At 67.9% G+C, this 20,105-nt stretch carries 23 protein-coding genes; 13 read left to right on the top strand and 10 right to left on the bottom strand.

The window, feature by feature from the left end; genetic code table 11:
* Positions 1–20 precede the first annotated feature (20 nt).
* From ACIOSY_RS15090 to ACIOSY_RS15075, 4 genes are read right to left on the bottom strand one after another with little or no spacing between them, the layout of a single operon-like run.
* Positions 21–254, bottom strand: coding sequence for a MoaD/ThiS family protein (locus ACIOSY_RS15090; protein ID WP_400854714.1), 234 nt, complete (start codon positions 252–254; stop codon positions 21–23).
* Positions 251–733 (bottom strand): cyclic pyranopterin monophosphate synthase MoaC, encoded by a 483-nt coding sequence (gene moaC / locus ACIOSY_RS15085; protein WP_400854712.1) that lies wholly within the window; start codon positions 731–733, stop codon positions 251–253. Before moaC ends, ACIOSY_RS15090 begins: the two co-directional genes overlap by 4 nt.
* A complete protein-coding gene (gene glp / locus ACIOSY_RS15080) occupies positions 730–1,980 on the bottom strand; it encodes a gephyrin-like molybdotransferase Glp (protein ID WP_400854710.1) in 1,251 nt (416 codons plus the stop codon). Before glp ends, moaC begins: the two co-directional genes overlap by 4 nt.
* Complete coding sequence (locus ACIOSY_RS15075; RefSeq protein WP_400854708.1) at positions 1,977–2,759, bottom strand: HesA/MoeB/ThiF family protein; 783 nt, start codon at positions 2,757–2,759, stop codon at positions 1,977–1,979. Before ACIOSY_RS15075 ends, glp begins: the two co-directional genes overlap by 4 nt.
* A gap of 106 nt (positions 2,760–2,865) precedes the next feature.
* Here ACIOSY_RS15075 and ACIOSY_RS15070 point away from each other — a divergent pair, with 106 nt between their 5' ends.
* From ACIOSY_RS15070 to ACIOSY_RS15040, 7 genes are all read left to right on the top strand, one after another.
* Positions 2,866–3,258: a molybdopterin-binding protein gene (locus ACIOSY_RS15070; protein WP_400854706.1), complete on the top strand. Its 393-nt coding sequence runs from the start codon at positions 2,866–2,868 to the stop codon at positions 3,256–3,258.
* A gap of 2 nt (positions 3,259–3,260) precedes the next feature.
* Positions 3,261–4,046, top strand: a complete 786-nt coding sequence (gene modA / locus ACIOSY_RS15065; protein ID WP_400854704.1) for a molybdate ABC transporter substrate-binding protein — start codon at positions 3,261–3,263, stop codon at positions 4,044–4,046.
* Positions 4,043–4,831, top strand: a complete 789-nt coding sequence (gene modB, locus ACIOSY_RS15060) for a molybdate ABC transporter permease subunit (RefSeq protein ID WP_400854702.1) — start codon at positions 4,043–4,045, stop codon at positions 4,829–4,831. Before modA ends, modB begins: the two co-directional genes overlap by 4 nt.
* A 14-nt stretch (positions 4,832–4,845) precedes the next feature.
* Positions 4,846–5,919, top strand: a complete 1,074-nt coding sequence (locus tag ACIOSY_RS15055) for an ABC transporter ATP-binding protein (protein ID WP_400854700.1) — start codon at positions 4,846–4,848, stop codon at positions 5,917–5,919.
* Positions 5,920–6,038: 119 nt separating this feature from the next.
* Positions 6,039–7,142 (top strand): GTP 3',8-cyclase MoaA, encoded by a 1,104-nt coding sequence (gene moaA, locus ACIOSY_RS15050; protein WP_400854698.1) that lies wholly within the window; start codon positions 6,039–6,041, stop codon positions 7,140–7,142.
* Between the two features lie 282 nt (positions 7,143–7,424).
* The gene (locus tag ACIOSY_RS15045) at positions 7,425–7,808 is read left to right on the top strand and encodes a hypothetical protein (protein WP_400854696.1); all 384 of its coding nucleotides are present in this window, start codon (positions 7,425–7,427) and stop codon (positions 7,806–7,808) included.
* Positions 7,809–7,840: 32 nt separating this feature from the next.
* Complete coding sequence (locus ACIOSY_RS15040; protein WP_400854694.1) at positions 7,841–8,287, top strand: HEPN domain-containing protein; 447 nt, start codon at positions 7,841–7,843, stop codon at positions 8,285–8,287.
* A 15-nt stretch (positions 8,288–8,302) separates the two neighbouring features.
* On the opposite strand, the gene ACIOSY_RS15035 is transcribed toward ACIOSY_RS15040, so the two are convergent.
* Positions 8,303–9,517, bottom strand: coding sequence for an amidohydrolase (locus tag ACIOSY_RS15035; RefSeq protein ID WP_400854692.1), 1,215 nt, complete (start codon positions 9,515–9,517; stop codon positions 8,303–8,305).
* Between the two features lie 118 nt (positions 9,518–9,635).
* Here ACIOSY_RS15035 and ACIOSY_RS15030 point away from each other — a divergent pair, with 118 nt between their 5' ends.
* The gene (locus ACIOSY_RS15030) at positions 9,636–11,861 is read left to right on the top strand and encodes a glycoside hydrolase family 3 N-terminal domain-containing protein (RefSeq protein ID WP_400854690.1); all 2,226 of its coding nucleotides are present in this window, start codon (positions 9,636–9,638) and stop codon (positions 11,859–11,861) included.
* A gap of 50 nt (positions 11,862–11,911) precedes the next feature.
* Here the strand turns inward: ACIOSY_RS15030 and ACIOSY_RS15025 are convergent, their stop codons facing one another.
* On the bottom strand, positions 11,912–12,541 hold the full coding sequence (locus tag ACIOSY_RS15025) for a TetR family transcriptional regulator (protein ID WP_400854688.1): 630 nt from the start codon (positions 12,539–12,541) through the stop codon (positions 11,912–11,914).
* Between the two features lie 102 nt (positions 12,542–12,643).
* Between ACIOSY_RS15025 and ACIOSY_RS15020 the strand changes: the two genes are divergently transcribed.
* The 5 genes from ACIOSY_RS15020 (at position 12,644) to ACIOSY_RS15000 (ending at position 17,534) form a co-directional block, all read left to right on the top strand.
* A complete protein-coding gene (locus tag ACIOSY_RS15020; protein ID WP_400854686.1) occupies positions 12,644–13,459 on the top strand; it encodes an SDR family oxidoreductase in 816 nt (271 codons plus the stop codon).
* Between the two features lie 89 nt (positions 13,460–13,548).
* Positions 13,549–14,703, top strand: a complete 1,155-nt coding sequence (locus ACIOSY_RS15015; protein WP_400854684.1) for a DUF418 domain-containing protein — start codon at positions 13,549–13,551, stop codon at positions 14,701–14,703.
* Positions 14,704–15,150: 447 nt separating this feature from the next.
* Positions 15,151–16,509 carry a hypothetical protein gene (locus tag ACIOSY_RS15010; protein WP_400854682.1) on the top strand — a complete coding sequence of 453 codons (1,359 nt, stop codon included), beginning with the start codon at positions 15,151–15,153 and terminating at the stop codon, positions 16,507–16,509.
* A 300-nt stretch (positions 16,510–16,809) separates the two neighbouring features.
* Positions 16,810–17,139: a hypothetical protein gene (locus ACIOSY_RS15005; protein WP_400854680.1), complete on the top strand. Its 330-nt coding sequence runs from the start codon at positions 16,810–16,812 to the stop codon at positions 17,137–17,139.
* Positions 17,136–17,534, top strand: coding sequence for a hypothetical protein (locus ACIOSY_RS15000; protein WP_400854678.1), 399 nt, complete (start codon positions 17,136–17,138; stop codon positions 17,532–17,534). The genes ACIOSY_RS15005 and ACIOSY_RS15000 overlap by 4 nt, the downstream gene beginning before the upstream one ends.
* Positions 17,535–17,855: 321 nt before the next feature.
* On the opposite strand, the gene ACIOSY_RS14995 is transcribed toward ACIOSY_RS15000, so the two are convergent.
* The 4 genes from ACIOSY_RS14995 to ACIOSY_RS14980 all read right to left on the bottom strand — a co-directional run bounded on the left by ACIOSY_RS14995 (position 17,856) and on the right by ACIOSY_RS14980 (position 19,904).
* Entirely contained in the window at positions 17,856–18,086 is a 231-nt protein-coding gene (locus ACIOSY_RS14995) for a hypothetical protein (RefSeq protein ID WP_400854676.1), read from the bottom strand.
* Positions 18,087–18,216: 130 nt separating this feature from the next.
* Entirely contained in the window at positions 18,217–18,438 is a 222-nt protein-coding gene (locus ACIOSY_RS14990) for a hypothetical protein (RefSeq protein WP_400854674.1), read from the bottom strand.
* Positions 18,439–18,768: 330 nt separating this feature from the next.
* Positions 18,769–19,347: a hypothetical protein gene (locus ACIOSY_RS14985; protein WP_400854672.1), complete on the bottom strand. Its 579-nt coding sequence runs from the start codon at positions 19,345–19,347 to the stop codon at positions 18,769–18,771.
* Positions 19,348–19,358: 11 nt separating this feature from the next.
* Positions 19,359–19,904 (bottom strand): matrixin family metalloprotease, encoded by a 546-nt coding sequence (locus ACIOSY_RS14980; RefSeq protein ID WP_400854670.1) that lies wholly within the window; start codon positions 19,902–19,904, stop codon positions 19,359–19,361.
* Between the last annotated feature and the right edge of the window lie 201 nt (positions 19,905–20,105).

Here is a 20,105-nt window from a genome sequence, read left to right as displayed (position 1 = left end):
CTGCCCGTCCCGAAGGTGGATCAGCCGCCGGCGAAGGGTGGCAGCACGTCGATGAGCTCGACGTCGTCGAGCGGGCGGTCGCCGTCGGTGCGCACGCCGTCGACCATCACGGCGCAGCGCGGCAGGATGTCGGTGAGTTCCGGATGCTCCTGCACCAGCGCCGCACGCAGAGAGGCGAGCGTCGGCTCCGAGCGCTCCTCCGCGTCGGTGCCGGCGGCGTCGGCGGCGGCGGCGAAGTAGCGCACGCGGGTCATTCGGATGCCTCGTCCGGCCGCACCCAGTCGCCGGAGCGTCCGCCGGACTTGGCGGTGATGCGCACGTCTTCGATGACGACCGCGCGGTCGAGGCCCTTGATCATGTCGACGATGGCGAGCGCCGTGACCGAGACGGCTGTGAGGGCTTCCATCTCGACGCCCGTGCGGTCGGCCGTGCCGACGGTGGCCTCGATGTGCACGCCGGAGTCGACGATGTCGAGGTCGACGCTCGCCCGGTGTACGCCGATCACGTGCGCGAGCGGGAGGAGGGAGGCGGTGGACTTCGCAGCCTGGATGCCGGCGATGCGCGCCACGGCGATCACGTCGCCCTTGGGGGCGGTGCCGTCGCGGAGAGCGGCGATGACCTCGGGGCTGCACCGCACGAAACCGCGGGCGGTGGCGGTGCGGACGGTCGGCTGCTTCAGGGTGACGTCGACCATGTGCGCGTGGCCGGCCGCATCCAGGTGGGGAAAGCTCATTCGACCAGCATGACATCGATCCGGTCGCCGACGGCGACGGCCTCGACCTCTGCGGGCACGATGGCGAACGCCCGCGCGCGGGCGAGTCCTCCGGCCAGGTGTGATCCCGATCCGCCGCTCGTCGCCGGGGCAACGGTCCCGGCGGCGAGGTCGACGACCGCCGGCAGGTACTGCCGGCGCCCGGGAGGGGTCCTCCACGCGGCATCCGCCACCAATGACAGACGAGAACGCTGGATCACGCCACGCCCCTGCAGCGCCAGGAGCGCCGGCCGCACGAACACCTCGAACGACACCGCGACGCTCACCGGGTTGCCGGGAAGGCCGAACACGAGCGCCCCCGACGACAGCACTCCGAACGCCTGCGGCTTGCCGGGCTGCATCGAGACGGGTGTGAACTCGACCTCGCCGCCGCCGTCGAACGCACCGCGCACCGGCTCGTACGCCCCGGCGCTCACCCCGCCGGTGAAGACGATCACGTCGGCACCGCGTTCCTGAGCCTCGGCGGTGACGGCGCGCACGGCATCCGCCTCGTCGAGCACACGGGCGACCAGTACGAATTCGGCATCCGCCCCCGCGACGAGCTGTTCGAGCAGGGGGCCGTTCGAGTCGGGGATGCGCCCACGGGCCGCGGGTTCGCCGGCTGCCAGCAGCTCGCTGCCCGTCGAGACGACGGCCACGCGCGGGGCACGGGTGACGACGACCTGCGAGACGCCGGCGGCGACGGCGGCGGCCACCTGGAACGGGCCGAGCCGTTCGCCCGCGCGCACGACTTCGTCGCCGCGGTGCAGATCGGCGCCCCGGCGTCGCACGAACGCTCCGGGCTTCGCGGGCGCGCGCAGCACCCGCACCTCGCCGAGGGAGTCGGCGAGTCCGCCGGCAGTGTCTTCGAACGGCACGATCGCGTCGGCATCCGTGGGGGTCGGCGAGCCCGTCATGATGCGCGCCGCCTCGCCCGCGGCCAGGGCCGGGTCGATCGAGACGCCGGCCGGCAGATCGGCGACGACGCGCAGGGTGATCGGATGCTCCGCCGACGCGTCGGCCACATCGGCGGCCCGCACGGCGAACCCGTCCATGGCCGAGTTGTCGAACAGCGGGATGTCGTGGGCGGCAGTGGCGGGCTCCGCCAGCGTGCGCCCCGCGGCCCGTTGCACGGCCCGCACCTCGGTGTCGAGGGGATGCACCGCGGCGAGCACGCGCGCCAACTGGTCTTCGACGGTGCGCGGGGTCTTCGCCCCGGCGGCGCTCACGCCGACACCTCGGTCGCACGGGCGGACGAGCGTATCGCGATCTCGTGCTGACGACCGGCGAGCGCGTCGATCACGGCCAGGCGTCCGAGCAGCGGCTGGCCGGCGCCCGTGATGAGCTTCACGACCTCGCCCGCCAGCATCCCGCCCACCTGCACGCACAGCGCGCCGAGCACGCCCACCTGTGCACAGCTGGGGGGTTCGCCCTCGGTGCCCAGGGGGAAGAGATCGGCCAGCACGACGGCGTCTCCCTCGGTCGGTGCTGACCAGAAGACCGTCACCTGCGCGTGCCATTCCTGCACCGCTCCCCAGACGAGCGGGCGGGCGAGGGCTTCGGATGCGGCGGCGACGGCCCGTCGCGTCTCGAACGAGTCGCTCGTGTCGACGATGATGTGCGCGTCGCCGAGAAGGCGGGTGGCGTTGTCGGTGTCGAGGCGTTCGGCTGCCGTCGTCACGACCGTCTGCGGCGCGAGCGCCGTGATCGCCCGCGCGGCCGAGGTGGTCTTGAGCGTGCCGATGTCGTCGACGCGGTGAGCGAGCTGCCGCTGCAGGTTTGTCAGCTCGACCACGTCGTCGTCGATGACCGTGATCGCGCCGACCCCGGCGGCGGCCAGGGCGAGCAGCACGGGGGAGCCGAGGCCTCCGGCGCCGACGACGGCGACGTGCGCCGCGTTGAGGCGCCGCTGCCCTTCTTCGCCGATGCCGGTGAGCACGGCATGGCGCGCGGTGCGCACGAGTTCGGTGGGCTCGAGAGCCGGTGCGGGCGCGACGAGGGGATGCATGGCTTCAGGGTATGCCGTCGTGCCTTTATCGGGGCCGAGCGTCATAGGAGTTCGCGGATGCGGCAGGATTCCTCGTGGTTATCCGCATCTGCGGTATCTTCGAACCATGCAGACCTACCGGATCGCGCGGGCCGCCCAACTGCTCGGTGTGAGCGACGACACCGTGCGGCGCTGGATCGACCAGGGGCTGCTTCCCGTCACCGACTCCACGCCGGCCGAGATCCCGGGCGACGCGCTCGCCGCGCGCGCGATCGAGCTCGCCGCAGAAGTGGCATCCGCCGATGACTCGCTCTCGAGCGCCCGCAACCGCTTCGTCGGCATCGTGACCCGCGTGCAGATCGAGGGTCTGATGGCTCAGGTCGATCTGCAGGCCGGACCCCACCGGGTCGTCTCGCTGATGTCGGCCGAAGCCGCACGCGCGCTCGAGCTCGAGGTCGGCTCTCTCGCCACCGCATCCGTCAAAGCGACGCAGGTCGTCGTCGACATCTCGAAAGGCTGACCATGCGCCGCTCGCTGCGCCGATCCACCGTCGTCGGAATCGCCGTCCTCGTTCTCGCGCTCACCGGGTGCGCGGGCGCCGCCGAGTCCGAGCCCACTCCGACCGCTGCCTCGACCTCGGCCGACACCCTCGAGGGTGACGTCGCCGTCTACGCCGCGGCATCGCTCGCCGGGGCCTTCGACGAGATGGCCGAGGCGTTCACGGCCGAGCACCCCGGTGTGCGGGTCGTGCCCGTGTACGACGGCTCCTCGACGCTCGTCACGCAGATCCGCGAGGGCGCCCCGGCCGACGTATTCGCCTCGGCCGACGAGGCGAACATGGAGAAGGCCGAAGACGCCGCCATCGACCCGGAACTGTTCGCCTCGAACACGCTCGTGATCGTCGTTCCCGCCGGCAATCCGAAAGACATCGCCGATGTCGCCGACCTCGCCGATGTGACCACCGTGCTGTGCGCCTCCGAGGTGCCGTGCGGCGCGGCATCCGCGAAGCTCCTCGATGCCGCAGGCGTCACGATCGATGCCGCGAGCCTCGAGCAGAACGTCACCGCGGTGCTCACGAAGGTCGAGACGGGCGAAGCCGACGCGGGCCTCGTCTACGCGACCGACGTGATCGGCCGTGACGGCGTCGAAGCCGTCGTGCCCGAGAACGCCGCCGACGTCGTGAACCACTACCCGATCGCCGCTCTTGCCGACGCCCCGAACCCCGAGGCGGCGAAGGCGTTCGTCGCGTTCGTGCTGTCGGATGCCGGACAGGCCATCCTGGCGAAGTTCGGCTTCGGCGCACCATGAGCACGAGACGCGTGCAGGGGTACGCCCCCCGCGCGCTCGCGATCCCCGCGACGATCGGGCTGGTGTTCCTGCTCCTTCCGCTGATCGCACTGATCTCGCGCGTCGAGTGGGCGACATTCGTCTCCGACGTGACGTCGGATGCCGCGCGCTCGGCTCTTCTGCTCTCGCTCGGCACCGGACTGATCGCGACGCTGCTGTGCATCGTGGTCGGCGTACCGCTCGCGCTGCTCATCGCCCGCTCCGGTCCGCGCCTCGCCGCCGTGATGCGCGCGGCGGTGACGGTGCCGCTCGTGCTGCCACCGATGGTGGGCGGCGTCGCGCTGCTCTACCTCTTCGGGCGCGCGGGTTGGCTCGGCGGGCTCGGGCTTTCGTTCAGCACCCCGGCCGTCGTGCTGGCGCAGTCGTTCGTGGCCCTGCCGTTCCTCGTGCTCGCCGTCGAAGGTGCCGTGCGCGCCTCGGGCGTCGACCACGAGCGCACGGCCGCCGCGCTCGGCGCCGGGCGCTGGACCATCCTGCGCCGCATCACCCTGCCCCTCGCCGCGCCCGGCATCGTGGCGGGCGTGGTGCTGTGCTTCGCCCGTGCGATCGGCGAGTTCGGGGCGACCGCACTGTTCGCGGGCAACCGCCCCGGAGTGACGCAGACCATGCCGCTCGCGATCTACACCGCTTTCAACGGCGCAGGGGTCTCGCAGGGCGCCGCGGTCGCTCTCGCCCTGCTGCTGCTCGCCACGGCCATCGCGGTGCTGCTGCTGGTGCGCGGGTGGCGGCCGGGAGCGGCCCGATGACCGGGGGTGGCCCGATGGCCGGGAGCGGCCCGATGGCCGGGCTGCGGGCGCACGTGACGGTGCAGCGCGAACACTTCGCCGTCGACGTCGCGATCGAGGTGGCCGCCGGTGAGACCGTCGCGGTGATGGGGCCGAGCGGTGCGGGCAAGTCGACCCTGCTGCAGGCGCTGGCGGGTCTCGTGCCCCTCGATGCCGGCGAGATCGCGGTGCACGGCCGGGTCATCGACCGCGCCGCCGCGCCGCGTGTGCAGACCGCTCCCATGCATCGCGGCATCGTGCTGCTCGGGCAGGACACCCGACTGTTCCCGCACCTGTCCGTGCGCGAGAACGTCGCCTTCGGCCCGCGCTCCGCGGGCGTCGCGGCACGTGTGGCACGGGCATCCGCCGACGAATGGCTGGCTCGCGTCGGCCTTCCGGGATCGGGGGATCGGATGCCGCACGAACTGTCGGGCGGCGAGAGTCAGCGCGTCGCCGTCGGTCGGGCGCTCGCCGCCTCACCGCAGGCCGTGCTGCTCGACGAACCCCTCGTCGCGCTCGACCCCGCGACGGCGGCAGACATCCGGCGGATGCTGCGCGAACAACTCGAGGGAATCACCACGGTGGCCGTCACCCACGATGCGGCGGATGCCGTCGGGCTGGCAGACCGGCTGGTCGTGGTCGAGTCGGGCCGTGTCACGCAGAGCGGGCCGGTGCGCGACGTGCTGGCCGCGCCGGCATCGGACTTCGTGGCGGTGATCGGCGGGGTGAACCGACTTGTCGGGGTGGCTGCCGCCGGCGGCTGGTCGAGCGGTGACGTACGTCTGGAGAGCGCGGATGCCGCCTCGCGTGCGCTCGCCGCCGTCGACGGGGTGCCGCTGGTCGCCGTGTTCCGGCCGGAGCACGTGCGGGTGATCGGGGCAGGGGCTGCGGATGCCGGTTCGTGGTCGGCGGTGATCACCGGGCTGGAGCCGACGCTCATCGGGGTGCGCATGCAGACCGCGCTCGGGGCCGTCGACGTGCCGCTCACTCAGGCGGCCGGGCTCGCGGCCGGCGAGAGGGTGCGGTTGCAGGTCGATTCCGGCGCCGTGCGGTTCGTGGCCGTCGGCTGATCCTGCCGCGCAGGGCATCCTCCGTATGCCCTGGCAATGTCCCGCCGATCGCCCGATCCCGGGCCTCCCCGATATTCCACGGGTTAGTCTCAGAGAATGATGGGGATCGAGGGGATTCGATGACGGCCGTACCGGTCGTGATCGGACGCCGGGCGCCCGCCGCCTCTCCGATCGCCGTCGGCTCGCCCGACCGCGCCGCGATCGATCCGTCCGCTCGCGGACTCGTTGACACGCATGGCCGCGTGCACCGAGACCTGCGCATCTCGCTCACCGACCGCTGCTCGTTGCGCTGCACGTACTGCATGCCCGAGCAGGGCAACGAATGGCTCGCGCGCACGAGCATCCTCTCGACCGACGAGATCGTCGAGGTTGCCGAGGTCGCTGCGGCCCTCGGCATCCGCACCTTCCGTCTCACCGGCGGCGAGCCGCTGTTGCGTCCCGACATCGCCGACGTCGTGCGGCGCATCGCCCGCATCGAGGGCGAAGACGGTCCCGTCGAGGTCGCGATGACCACCAACGGCATCAGCCTCGCCCAGAAGCTCCCCGCGCTGATCGACGCCGGCCTCACCCGCCTCAACATCAGCATCGACACGATCGATCGGCAGAAGTTCGCCGACCTCACCCGCCGCGACCGGCTCGACGACGTGTTCGAGGGCATCGCCGCTGCCGCGGGCTCGACGCTGCGGCCGCTCAAGCTCAACGCCGTCGCCATGCGCGGCGTGAACGACGACGAGCTCGCCGACCTGGTGGCGTTCGCCATGGAGGTCGGCGCGCAGTTGCGTTTCATCGAGCAGATGCCGCTCGACGCCGGGCACACCTGGGATCGTGAGACGATGGTCACGCGCGAGGAGATCCTCGCCGCCCTCGGCGAGCGGTGGCAGCTCGAGCCCGTTCCCGGTCGGGGCGGCGCGCCCGCCGAGAAGTGGCGCATCGACGGCGGCCCTCACGAGGTCGGAGTGATCGCCTCGGTCACCGCACCGTTCTGCGGGGCGTGCGACCGGCTGCGGCTCACCGCCGACGGACAGCTGCGCAACTGCCTCTTCTCGAACGCCGAGTACGACCTCACCGGGTTGCTTCGGGGCGAAGCATCCGTTCCCGGTCAGCGCGACGACGCGATCGCCGACCTGCTGCGCTCGTGTATCCACGGCAAGCTGCCGGGGCACGCGATCGACGACCCGTCGTTCCTGCAGCCCGCCCGCGGCATGAACGCCATCGGCGGCTGACTCGACGTCGTCGCTTCGGCGAATGGGTGAAGCAGACAGTTTCACAAAATGTTCGATATGTTTTGTTTTGTGAAAGCATCAGTTCCGACCATCGCGCCGTTGCTGCGCTCCGATCTGCAGGGGAGACTTCTGGCCGACCTCCTTCTCTCGCCGGAGCGGGAGCCCACGCTGACGGAGCTTGCCCACAGAATCGCAAGCTCCTTGCCGACGGTTCATCGTGAGGTTGATCGTCTGGTCGCCTCTGGGTTCCTGATCGAGCGCCGGTCGGGGCGCAATCGATACGTGCGGGCTGATCCGGAGCACCCGCTCTACCGCCCGGTTCGTCAGGTCGTCGAATACGCGTACGGCCCGTTTGCGATTCTTCCCGCGGTGCTCGCCGATGTCGGTGGCATCGAGGATGCTTACGTGCATGGTTCTTGGGCGGCACGGATGAACGGTGAAGAGGGGCGCGATCCCGCAGACATCGATGTGCTCGTGATCGGTAGCCCTGATCGCAGCGAGCTGCACGATGCTGCGGCAGCGGCGCAGGCGAGACTCGGCCGCGAGGTGAACATTCGCGCGGTCAGTCCTGATCGATGGCGGGAGGCGACCGAGCCGTTCCTGGCAACGGTCAAGAGTCGCCCGCTCGTGAAGCTCGATCTCGACCGTGAGCGGGCGGGGCGGTGACGCGGTCTCTTCGTTGGGAACAAGGGCGTGAGGTGATCGACGACCTGCTCGACAAGCGTCAGCTCGAACAGGTCTCGGCCAACGTCGAGCACGCCGAGGTGCTGCTCGAGCGGGCGGGCCGGCACATTGTTTCCGCTGCCACTCTGCGTCAGAGCGATCCGGATCAAGCATTCACATCGGCCTACGATGCGGCGCGTAAGGCGCTGACCGCGTGCCTCGCGGTGCAGGGTCTTCGTCCGACCTCACGGGGAGGGCACCTTGCGGTGTACGAAGCCGCCATGGCCCAGTTCGAGCCGCCGATGGGCGCCAAGATCAGGCAGTTCGGGTGGATGAGAAAAATGCGCAACGAGAGTGAGTACCCGGACTTCGAAACCCCGGAGGTCGTTGTCGCTGACGTCGATGCCGCGATCGCAGCAGCCGACGAGATCATCAGGATCGCGAGCGTCCTGAAAGACACGCTGCCGCCGTATCGGAAGTGAACCGACGGGCGGCCCTCAGCCCAGGAACTCCCGGGCCGCCGTCGACAGGGCCGTGACCCCGACCTCGATCGTCGGGTGGATCACCGGCGCGAAGTAGGGCGAGTGGTTGGTCGGGATGTCGCGGTCGAGCGTGCCACCCTCGGAGGCTGCGGCGAATGCGGCCGGGTCGACCCCGCCCCAGAACCAGAACACGAGAGGAACGTCGGCGTCGCGGGCGAACCACGACACGTCCTCACTGCCGGTGAACATACCCGGGTCGATGACCGCACCCTCGCCGAGCGCACGCTGCAGGGCCGAGGTGACGCGGGCCGTGGCATCCGCATCGTTGATCGTGGGCGGCAGGGTGTGGTCGGTGCGGATCTCGGGTTCCTTCTCGGCACCGGATGCCGCGGCCTCGGCCCGCACGATGCGTTCGACGCTCGCGAGCACGCGGTCGCGCATGGCGTCGTTCGGGTAGCGCAGGCTGAGTTCGAGCTTCGCCTCGGCCGGGATGATGTTGTTCTTGAGGCCCGCGTGGATCGATCCGACGGTCACGACGGCGACGTCGCGCGGGTCGACCTCGCGCGAGGCGATGGTCTGCAGACGCATGACCGTGGCGGCGGCCATCACGATGGGGTCGATCGTGGAGTGCGGGCGCGAGCCGTGTCCGCCGCGGCCGTGCAGGGTGACGGTGAGCCCGTCGGATGCCGCCATCTGCGTGCCGGGGCGCACACCGATCGTGCCGGCGGGCAGGGGAGTGACGTGCTGGCCGAGCACGATGTCTGGGCGCGGCACGAGGTCGAGCAGACCCGCGTCGAGCATCGCGCGGGCACCGGCGCCGTACTCCTCGGCCGGCTGGATCAGCACGACGAGCGTGCCCGACCAGTCGCCGCGCTCGGCGACGAGCTTCTCGACGGCGCCGATCATCGCGGTCACGTGCATGTCGTGGCCGCAGGCGTGCATGACGGGAACCGTGTTACCGGCCGGGTCGATGCCCGTGGCGGTGCTGGCGTACGACAGACCGGTCAACTCGCCCACGGGCAGAGCATCCATGTCGGCACGCACCCAGACGGTCGGGCCGTCACCGTTCGCGAGCACCCCGACGACGCCGGTGACGCCGATCCCCTCGTGCACTTCGAGCCCGAGGTCGCGCAGGTGACCGGCGGCGATGCCGGCCGTGCGCGTCTCCTGGAAGGAGAGCTCGGGGTGCTGGTGCAGGTCGACGTAGAGCGCTTCGAGATCGATCGTCATGGCCCGAGCCTATCTCTCGCGACCGAGCGCACGATCGGTGCCAAACGTCGGGAATGAGCCCCGAGAACCGGCATTTCGCACCGATCACCGAGGCGAGACGGGTAACGTCGCTCGAACCATGTCGTTGCCGTACGAAGATCCCACCCTGCCCATTTCCGAGCGCGTCGCCGATCTGCTCGGCCGCATGACGCTCGAGGAGAAGATCGGGCAGATGCTGCAGCTCGATGCGCGCGACGATCTCGACGATCACATCGCCCGCCGGCATGTCGGGTCGATCCTGCACGCCTCGCACGAGAGCATCCTGCGGGCGAACGCCTTGACCTCCGAGACGCGCCTGCGCATTCCGCTGCTCGTGGCCGAGGACTGCATCCACGGCCACTCGTTCTGGCCGGGTGCGACGATCTACCCGACCCAGCTCGGCATGGCGGCGACGTGGGATGCCGAACTGGTCGAGCGCGTGGCGCGCGCCACCGCCGAAGAGGTCGCCGTCACCGGCATCCATTGGACGTTCTCTCCCGTGCTGTGCATCGCCCGCGATCTGCGCTGGGGTCGCGTCGACGAGTCGTTCGGTGAAGACCCGTTCCTCATCGGCGAGCTCGCTTCGGCGATGGTGCGCGGCTACCAGGGCGACGGGCTCGACGACCCGACCGCCATCCTCGCCACGGCCAAGCACTTCGCCGGGTACTCCGAGACGCAGGGCGGGCGCGACGCCAGCGAGGCCGACATCTCGCGCCGCAAGCTGCGCTCGTGGTTCCTGCCGCCGTTCGAGCGCGTCGCCCGCGAAGGGTGCCGGGTGTTCATGCTCGGCTACCAGACGATGGACGGCATCCCGATCACCACCAACGACTGGCTGCTCACCGATGTGCTGCGCGGCGAGTGGGGGTACACCGGCACCCTCGTCACCGACTGGGACAACGTGGGGCGCATGGTGTGGGAGCAGCACGTGCAGCCCGACTACGCGCACGCCACCGCCGCCGCCGTGCGCGCGGGCAACGACATGATCATGACGACGCCGCTCTTCTTCGAGGGGGCGTTGGATGCCGTTGCGCAGGGTCTGCTCGAGGAGGACGCCTTCGACACCGCGGCCGCACGCATCCTCACCCTCAAGTTCGAGCTGGGGCTGTTCGAAGACCCGCGACTGCCCGGATCGCACCTCGACGCCGTCGTCGGCAGCGCCGCGCACGCCGACCTCAACCTCGAGATCGCCCGCCGCTCGATCGTGCTGCTCGAGAACGACGGGCTGCTGCCGCTCGACTCTCGCGCGGCGAAGAAGGTCGCGGTCGTCGGGCCGCTCGCCGACGACGCGCAGACGCAGCTCGGCGACTGGGCCGGCGGATCGGGCCAGGCCGGATGGCTCGACGGCCAGCCGCGCGAGATGATCTCGACCGTGCTCGACGGGCTGCACGGCATTGACGGCTGGGAGATCACGCACGCCCGGGGCGCCGACATCCTCACCCTCGAAGACGACCCGCAGGGGGCGCTGTTCCCCGATGGGCAGCCGCGACCGCGCATCGTCACACCGTGCGCTCCCGACGACGCGCTGATCGCCGAGGCCGTCGCCGCGGCCGAAGCTGCCGACGTCGTCGTGGCCGTGGTCGGCGACCGGATCGAGCTCGTCGGCGAGGGCCGCTCGACCGCCACGCTCGAACTCATCGGCGGGCAGAACGCGATGCTCGACGCCGTCATCGCCACCGGCACACCCGTGGTCGTGGTGCTGCTCGCGTCGAAGCCGCTGGTGCTGCCGGCATCCGTCTCGCGCGCCGCCGCCGTGATCTGGGCCGCGAGCCCGGGCATGCAGGGCGGGCGCGCGATCGCCGAGATCATCGCCGGCGCCGTCGAGCCCTCGGGGCGCCTGCCGATCTCGTTCGCCCGCCATGTGGGCCAGCAGCCCACGTACTACAACCAGATCCGCGGACAGCACGGCGACCGATACGCCGACCTCACGCAGGCGCCCGCCTGGGCGTTCGGCGACGGGCTGTCGTACACGACGGTTTCTTATACGGACCTCACGCTGGAGCGATCGATGCTGGGGCGCGACGACGTCGTCGTCGGGCACGTGACGGTGACGAACACGGGCGCTCGTCCGGTTCGTGAAACGGTGCAGGTCTATGTGCGGGATGCCGTGACCAGCGTCAGCTGGGCCGACCGCGAGCTCAAGACGTATCGCCAGGTCGACCTGGCGCCGGGTTCGTCAGAACGCGTGCGGGTCGAGGTGCCGGTGGCCGACTGCTCGATCGTGGATGCCGCGGGCGTGCGGGTGGTTGAAGCGGGGGAGTTCGAGCTGCTCGTCGGGCCCTCGTCGCGGGTCGAGGTGCTGCTGGAGGCTGGGTTCGAGGTGGGCTGAGGGGGAGCGAGTGGTGACCGCAAACTGGAGAGATCGCGAGGGGTGAGTTCTCAGCGGTCGCCGCTGCGATTGTCGGTGGGCTCCCGCACGATGTCCATGGCGACGTCGAGGTAAGCACCGAAGGCTTCCGTGCGGTCCGACGCGAACCACGCCTGACGCGCCGCCTGCATGCACGCGAATGCGGCGCCGACGATGGCGGCGGGTTGCGGGTCGGACGGTTCGTATTCGCGGCTTGTGAGGCGGAGGGCGACGCGGCCGATGAGGAGCTGCTGCACGCGTTGCATCTTCTCGAGGTACCGCGCGTACAGCTGGGGGGTGCTGCGCACGATCTCGTCCATCGCATCGTTCCGGGCTCGCTGATGATCGTCCTGCACGTAGTCGAGAGTGATATCGAAGACCCGGCGCAGCGACTCCCATACCGGTTCATCGGCAGGGCGATCGTCCAGCGCCTCCGCCATCCGGTCTGCGAAAAGGTCGTATTTGCCGATCACGAGGTCGTCCTTCGTCGGAAAGTACCGGAAGAAGGTGCGCTTCGACATGCCGGCGGCAGCCGCGATCTGATCGACTGTGGTGCTCTCGTAGCCCTGGGAGACGAACAGATCCTGCGCGATGGACGTCAACTCGGCTTGGGCGAGTCTCCGAGTGCGCTCTCTGATCGGCACGGGTGCTTTCTCGCTCATCGGTCAACTATAACCCCAGGATGCAAACTTGACACTCGGTGACAGAATAGGCATATAGTGGCCACGCGACGTCAGAGCGGCGCCGCGCACCGAAGGAGCATCATGAGCAAGGTTTGGTTCGTCACCGGTTCCTCGAAGGGCTTCGGCCGCGAGTTCGTCATCGCCGCGCTGGAGCGGGGCGATAAGGTCGCGGCGACGGCCCGCAACACCGACACGCTGAACGACCTGGTCGAGAAGTACGGGGATGCCGTTCTTCCGCTGCAGCTCGACGTCACTGATCGCGACAAGGTCTTCGCGGCGGTGAAGTCCGCCCATGACACGTTCGGTCGACTCGACGTCGTCATCAACAACGCTGGCTACGGCCTCTTCGGCACCGTCGAGGAGATCACCGAGCAGCAGCTGCGCGACCAGCTGGACACCAACCTCTTCGGCGTCTTCCACGTGACGCAGGCGGTCCTGCCGATCCTCCGCGAACAGGGTTCCGGACACATCATCCAGATCTCCACCATCGGCGGGATCGCCGCTTTCCCCACCCTCGGCGGCTACCACGCATCCAAGTGGGCACTCGAAGGCCTGACGGAATCCCTCGCCCAGGAGGTGGCCGGGTTCGGCGTCAAGGTCACTCTCGTCGAGCCGGGCGGGTTCGACACCGACTGGAGCAGCGCGTCCGCAGTCGTCGCCGACGCGCAGCCGCAGTACGCCAGCCTCCACGATGCCATGAACTCCCGGACAGCCGGCCCCCAGCCGAAACCGGTCGGTTTCGGCTCCGCGATCCTCAAGGTCGTCGACGCCGAGAAGGCCCCACTGCGTGTCTTCTTCGGTGAGCAGCCCACTCAGGTCGCCCCGCGCATCTACCAGCAGCGCCTCGCCGAATGGGCGGAGTGGGCGCCCGTCTCCCGCGAAGCCGAAGGCAAGTAGGGGTCATCCCACGGACTCACTCGCGGGTATCGCCCGCGTATCGGGAAACGCATACGATCCGGCAACGCGGTGCACGGTGAACTCGAGGTATGACAGAGATTGCCACCACCGCAGCATCCCGATCCTCGCCTGCCACGAACCCGCCCCGCATCGCATCACTGGATGTGATCCGCGGTGTCGCCATTCTGGGGACGCTGGCCAGTAACATCTGGCTGTTCCAGGCGTTCGTCGGCGAGAGGGTCATCGATGTGCGATGGGCGGAACTGCTGTCCTGGACGTCTGAGGGGAAGTTCCTCGGGCTCCTCACCATCATGTTCGGCATCGGCCTCGAGATTCAGCGGCAGTCGGCGCGCCGACAGGGGAGACGGTGGCCCGGCACCTATCTCATCCGGGCGGGGCTCCTCTTTCTCGATGGAGTCCTCAATTACATCTTCGTCGTGCAGTTCGATGTCCTGCGCGTCTACGCGATCCTCGGGTTCGTCGTCGCCTTCGTCCTCCTGCTGCCGGAGAAGCGCCAGTGGATCTTCATCGGTGCAGCGCTCGGGGCGCACATCACCCTCATGCTCCTGCCGCTCTTCGCACCCGACGCCGCCAGCCTCCCCGGATTTGTCTTTCCCGGCGAATTCCCCGTCGTCGACGGTCGACCGACCTACGCGCAGGAGATCCACATCAACGCGATGACCGTGTTGAGCGACCTCACGATCGGGTCAGACACTGGAGCGATCTTCACCCTCGGTCTCGTGTGCTTCACGCTCGGCGCCATGGTCTACCGCAACGGCATCCTCGACGCTCGTGGTGCACGACTGCGGAGATGGGTGATGGCGGTGGGGCTCGGCGTGGGAATTCCGCTCGACCTCGCGTTCTTCCTCTCCAACGAGACGCTCGGTCTCGGGCGGTTTCTGGCCGCGCCGTTCACGGCGTTCGGACTCCTCGCGCTCATGGCGGCGTTCTACCAACGGCGCCAGATCGGTTTCATCGGACGACGCCTGTCTCTCGTTGGCCGTATGGCGCTCAGCGCCTACGTGCTGCAGAACATCCTTGGGCGGGTAGGACAGTTCTTGCTCGGAAACTCCCCACTCTCGCCGATGCTCGACCCTCTGGTCGGCACGATGCTCATGTTCGTGACGATCGCCGTCATCGTCTTCGCCTTCTCAACGCTCTGGCTGCGCCACTTCCGCAAGGGGCCTCTCGAATACGTCTGGGACGTCAGCTTCCGATTCCTCACACAGAGCCGAGGCCGATGACACAGCGACGACCGCACAAGCATCACTGGGCAACATCGAAATGCCGTGTGCGATCGTTTCAGGCGGAGGCGGACCTCGAAATCGGGGGTGGTTGCTGCGCCCGACGGGTGGAGACCCGTCGGGCGCGCATCCAGGCCAAAAAGGTCGGTGCTCGCAACGAACGCCTGAGGACCGAGCAGAGTCATCGCGCGAGCGCCGTCGCCGTCGGTCGGCCGATCGAATACTGCGGGAGGGCCTGGGAGTCGCGCAGTGATCGGATCAGCGCGGTGGGGCACCTGTGCCCATCGTGTGTGGGTGCGCAGGCGGTTAAAGTCATGAGCAACTGTTCTTGTGCTGCCACTGCCACTGCCGCTGGTCAGATTCACCTGTAAATGGAAGCGGCGCTCGACTTTCTTCACTCCGGAGAGGAAGCGCCCGCGACATGAGCCTCCCGGAGGGATGACGCAGATGACCCGTATTGGACGCAACCCCGGACTTCGCCGGCTGCCTCTGGCCATCGTCGTGTCTGCGGGCGGGGCTGTCGCCATCGGCCTGCAGATGCCGCGGATCTTCGACGCGCCGTCAGCCGTTCCGATCGGCATCGCGGTGTCGTTCGTCTTCCTCCTCGTCCTGATCTTCTGCGCCGCTGTTCTCCCCTACGGACTACTGAGCTGGGATGAGCGTGCGGGCACGGCCACGTTCGGCAGGCGGACCGTGCCCCTTGCGACCATCACGCGGGTGGTGCGTTCGGTTTCCGCGGCCGGCGGGGTCGTATCGATCGTCTACCGCTTCTTCTCGACCGACGGGCCGAGCGTGCGGGTCCTGGTCGCGGGTCGTCCGATGAAGGGGATAGATCAGGAGGCGCTCACCGAGTTGCGGCGCTTCATCAGGGCACTGCCGATAGTGGAGCCTCCGCGAACGGACGGCCTGACCGATGAGCAGAGCGCCGTCGTTGACGCCATGTCGGACGTCGGTGGACGGTCGAGCGTCGGGAAGCGGCTACTGCTCGAAGAGCTCGAGGCGATCCTCGGCCCGGAGCATCCGTCCGACCTGATGAACACACCCCAGATGCCTACGCCGGGTGGAACGCTCACGCCAGCCGCGCATGCGGATGCAGGCAAGGCCGGTCCGGTTCTGTCCGCGCAGGAGGCGACCGCTCTCGCCGAGCAGTGGGAGCGGGACGACCGCGATGCGGCCGCGTACCTCGCAGACAAGCGCATCGCGGCCGCCATCGTCCGTCGCGTCTTCTTCTGGGTTACGGTTCTCGCGGTGGTCGTGGCCGCCGGGGCGATCGTGGCGGGGGTGGTGATCGAGACGACACACGGCTGGGTGGACAGCGATACCAACGATCTCCTCGGCATCGCTCTGGTGGGCTGCGGCGTCGTCGGCGGCCTTTCGTACTTCGGTTGGTGCGCCGCCGCTGACGCACATGTGCGGCGGCTTCAGGCGCTAGGGCGTGCGTGGCTGGATTCGCGAGACCTTGAGCAGCGGACCCGCGGGCTCGCCCCGGAGCTCCTCGCGGCATGGACTCAACCCGCGCCCGGAACGCGTCTCATCCGAGCCGTCTGCTACGTCACAGCGAGCCTCAGCGGCCTCGCACTCATCGCCGTCCCCGTGATCATCACTACGGAGGAAGACATTCTCACACCGGCGGCGCTGCTGTGGACGACCATCATCGCCATCGTCGTCCTCGGGCTCTCCATCGTCGGATTCGTGGTCACGGCGCGGGCGCGTCGGGAGGCGAGGCAACAGTTCGTGCTCCTCGCCGGGTGGCGGCTGATGCCTCCGAAAGTCGAGCCTGCGGCCGAGGTCGAGGGGGCTGGCTAGCGAGTATCTGCGGGATGCTGGAAGTCCCCGGATCTGCGCTGGAATCCTGCGAGTTCGGTGATGTAGTCGCTGACGTCTGGAGTTGCTGATCAGTCATTCACAGAGCGGCAGTCGCCGTTGGGCGCCGCTCATCCTCTTCGGATGGGCGGCCCTCGCGGTGAGCGTGCTTGTTCCCCTCCTCATCTCGGTGTCCTCGTGGTTCCAGACGCGGGATATGCGCTGCGCCGACAACTTCGAGTACACGTTCGCGCCGCTCCTCGTCACCTGCGGAGACCGATCCGCAGGCATCCAGGTTCTGGGATGGGTCTGTGGACGCTCACCGTCGGCGGTCTTCTCGCTGCGAGCGTCCTCGCGATCGCTGCGGTCGTCGCGACAAGGAATCGGGCACGCTCCAAGTTCGCCGTCTTCGAGTCTTGGTTGCTCGCGGCCGGCATCACCGCGGTCGTCCTCGTCACGTCCGGGGTGCTCGCGGCCGATCAGGAACGGTTGGGTGGCAGCAATGCCTGGATCATATACGCCTCCGGAGGGTCGACGCTGGCGCTGATCGTCATCTGTATCGCACACCCCCTCGTTTGGCTGGCCATCAGACGCCCGTCAGGCACGATCACCCTCGGTAGCATGAGCGCATGATCGCTCTCACCGCATCAGCACGAGCGTTGAGGGTTGTTCGGGTCATGTGGGTGATCGGCTTCCTCGTTGGCACAACCACTCATACGGTGGATTTGATCGTCGGGGGACTGAACACCTACAGCGGCTTCCCGCTCGGGGTCCGGCTGTTCTGGGTGACGCTAACGATCCTGGATCCGGTCACCGCTGCGCTGATCATCTTTCGGCGGCGCTCCGGCATCTTGCTCGGCATCGCCGTGATGATCGCCGACATCGCAGTGAACTGGACCGTTTTCGCTACGGTCGGCGGACTCGCGTCCTTCGGGGTCATCAGTCAAAGCCTTTTCGCGGCGCTCGTCTTCGTGACAGCTCGCCCCCTTTGGATATGGTTCGGACAGTCTTCTCCACGAGGACGCTGAGGAGCAGCGTGGACGAGCGGCGCAGTGCATCGCGGGCCGGTGACAAACGGGGATCGGTGTGCGACGCGAGTTAGTTGCTCTTATCGCCCGGCTTTCTCCGAAGCAACAGCGCTACCCCGACGAGGCCTCCAAAAGATACGAGAGCAGCAAGCAGTAGGGGAACGATGTCCTCTCCTGACACGAGCGACATGATCGCCGCGACCGCAAAGCAGATCGTTGACAGGATTAGTAAGACGAGAAAAAGCGTTCTCATGATCACGACCTACAGTTGGCGACGGCTCCGCGTCGGTGAACATCGAGATGCCGTGGCGCTGAGGTTTTTCAGTGCCGAATCGAGCGGATCGCGGCAATGAGAATCCCGAACGCGAAGACGGGGGCTGCCGAGAAGACCGACCGCCAGTTTCCGTTGAGGAGCGGGAGCCCGATTGCCACCACCAACCCGATCACGAAGATCCCGATGATGATGACGCGCCACAGCGTGTCCCTCTGGGCCCTGGTCCTCGTTTGAATCGGTTCACTCATGGATGCATCCTCTCCGGTCTTTCCTGTCACGGTATCGCTCAGCTGCGGCGGTACAACAACATCGGCGCGATGTGTCCGTTGCTGTTCCCTGCTGAAACCATCTGTTTCGGGATCTCATCCCTGGCCAGCAGTCCACATCCAACCGGCGGTTAGCGTCACGCTACGAGGTCGCGGCGAGCTTTCCGTAGAAATACAGATCGACGTATTCGTCCATGGGGAGAGAACTCCGGCGGCTCAGCCTCGTCAGCGAATCCAACGAGAGCGGCCATCCAGCGCCGCTTTGCCACAGGATCAGGCGTTCATCGAGGGTCTCGCCGGGCTGCAGTCGATCGTGAAGAAAGAGCTCCAGTTCTTCGCGAGCAGATGCAAAAGAAACGGCCATCAGGCAGCCCATGAGTTCTCGGACTGTGCCCTTCCATCGGCCTCCTGACCACGACCGCACTCGCCGATGGACAGCCGATACCGTCGGCGTCGAACTCACACACGAGGACGAGACGCTTCGATGCTGGATATGGCAAGGCGCTTGTCAGCGCATCGCCGATCGCACGGAAGCCTGGACGTAACTCACAGCGACCACCCGTGGCCGTGACGAGCCGACTGATTCGCTGATCGAGTCGTATTCCTTATGTGAGACGCACCCTCTCGCGACTGCTGGGGGATGAACCCCGCCCGGTACGCCGGGCGGGGTTCTCGTCACTCTCAGGCGGGGGCATTACCCGAGGAGTTCGGAAGCGCTCAGCGTTGCCGGCAACGTATCTCCGCTTTCGGGGTCGACACGGGTATATGTCCCGACCTCGCCCGCTCGCGCCTCCCCGACAATCTCGGACTCATAGATACCCGCCGAGACGCCAGTCACATAGAACTGGGAGCTTGCCTCGCCCTCCATCATCGTCGCGGTGACGAAGAGCAGGTACCTCTCTCCGACTTTCAAAAGCGGTGCGGGAACGGTCACCTCCTCGGTGGAGCCGAGCTGACGGATGACGAGCGTCTCTGCGGCCGCGACCGGCGCCGCCGCATCCAAGTTGGCGGCCAATGCCTTGGGTTGGAAGGGCTCGACGACCGTCACTGTGGAGAGCGTGTACGGGATCTCTGCTTGAACAACCTCCTGGCTCTCGACGACGACGTCGACGACTGCTGAACTATCAGCGGCCAGCGAAGTCACGTCCGGGTAGAGGGTGTGGCGTGACCCTTCGATCCCCGTTGTTGATGTCGCGCACCCTGAGACTACGAGGGAGGCGGAGAACAGCAGCGCAGCAGGCGCTGCTAGCCGTAGCCGGTTCGGAATTCGCATCGCAGATCTCCTCAGTACAGGGCGTTCATGCCGTTGACGTCATCGGTGGCTGGCCACCAGATTTGATAGTCGCGGAAGCTGCAGGAGGGGCAGTGGAACATGATCGTTCCCGCAGACGAATGAGCCAATCCCAGAGCATGGCCGAATTCGTGGACCCACACGGCCTTCTTCTGGTTGTTGAAGTAGTTGTCCGTGTAGTGGGGGTTCAGGGTGACGCTAGCGCTGGTGGTCCTGTTGTTCGCGCACACCCACCAGGTCTCCCCGTCCAAGCCGTTGGCGCCGTTGTTGAGTTCGCTGACGACCATGGTGCCGCCGCTCGGTGTCATGTCGTTCACGTCGGTGTAGTTCGCCCAGCTCGCCGCTGCGGCGACTGCGGTATCCGAGTAGTACACCCCAGTGTTGTTCTGCCAGGTGATGTTGCCCGACCCGCCTGTTGACCACGAGCAGTTGGTGAATGCGTATGCCGACGCTGCGGAAGCTGGAATCAGCATCCCGATCGCCAACGCCGCCACCGCTGCCCCGCCCACCGCGACACGCCATCTCCGCTTCTTAGCCATACCCCCTCCATCGGTGATTACAAGCTCCCCCTACTTGAGCAACGATAGGGAACGGTAACGGCGCTGTCTGTAGCCCGTTCGGGGGACACCGCTAACCGGAGAGGGAGGGACTGCTGACGGTTTGGTTGACTCGTCTTGTTTGGGGTTTTCAGGCCGCGTGAGCGGCCTCTGAGTTGATTATCTCGAACTCGATTGGGGTGA

Origin of the sequence: Microbacterium sp. NPDC087665 (assembly GCF_044743285.1) — a bacterium.
Classification (GTDB): Bacteria; Actinomycetota; Actinomycetes; order Actinomycetales; family Microbacteriaceae; genus Microbacterium.
Note: the sequence above shows the minus strand (reverse complement) of the source record. Positions and strands in the feature narration are given on the sequence as shown.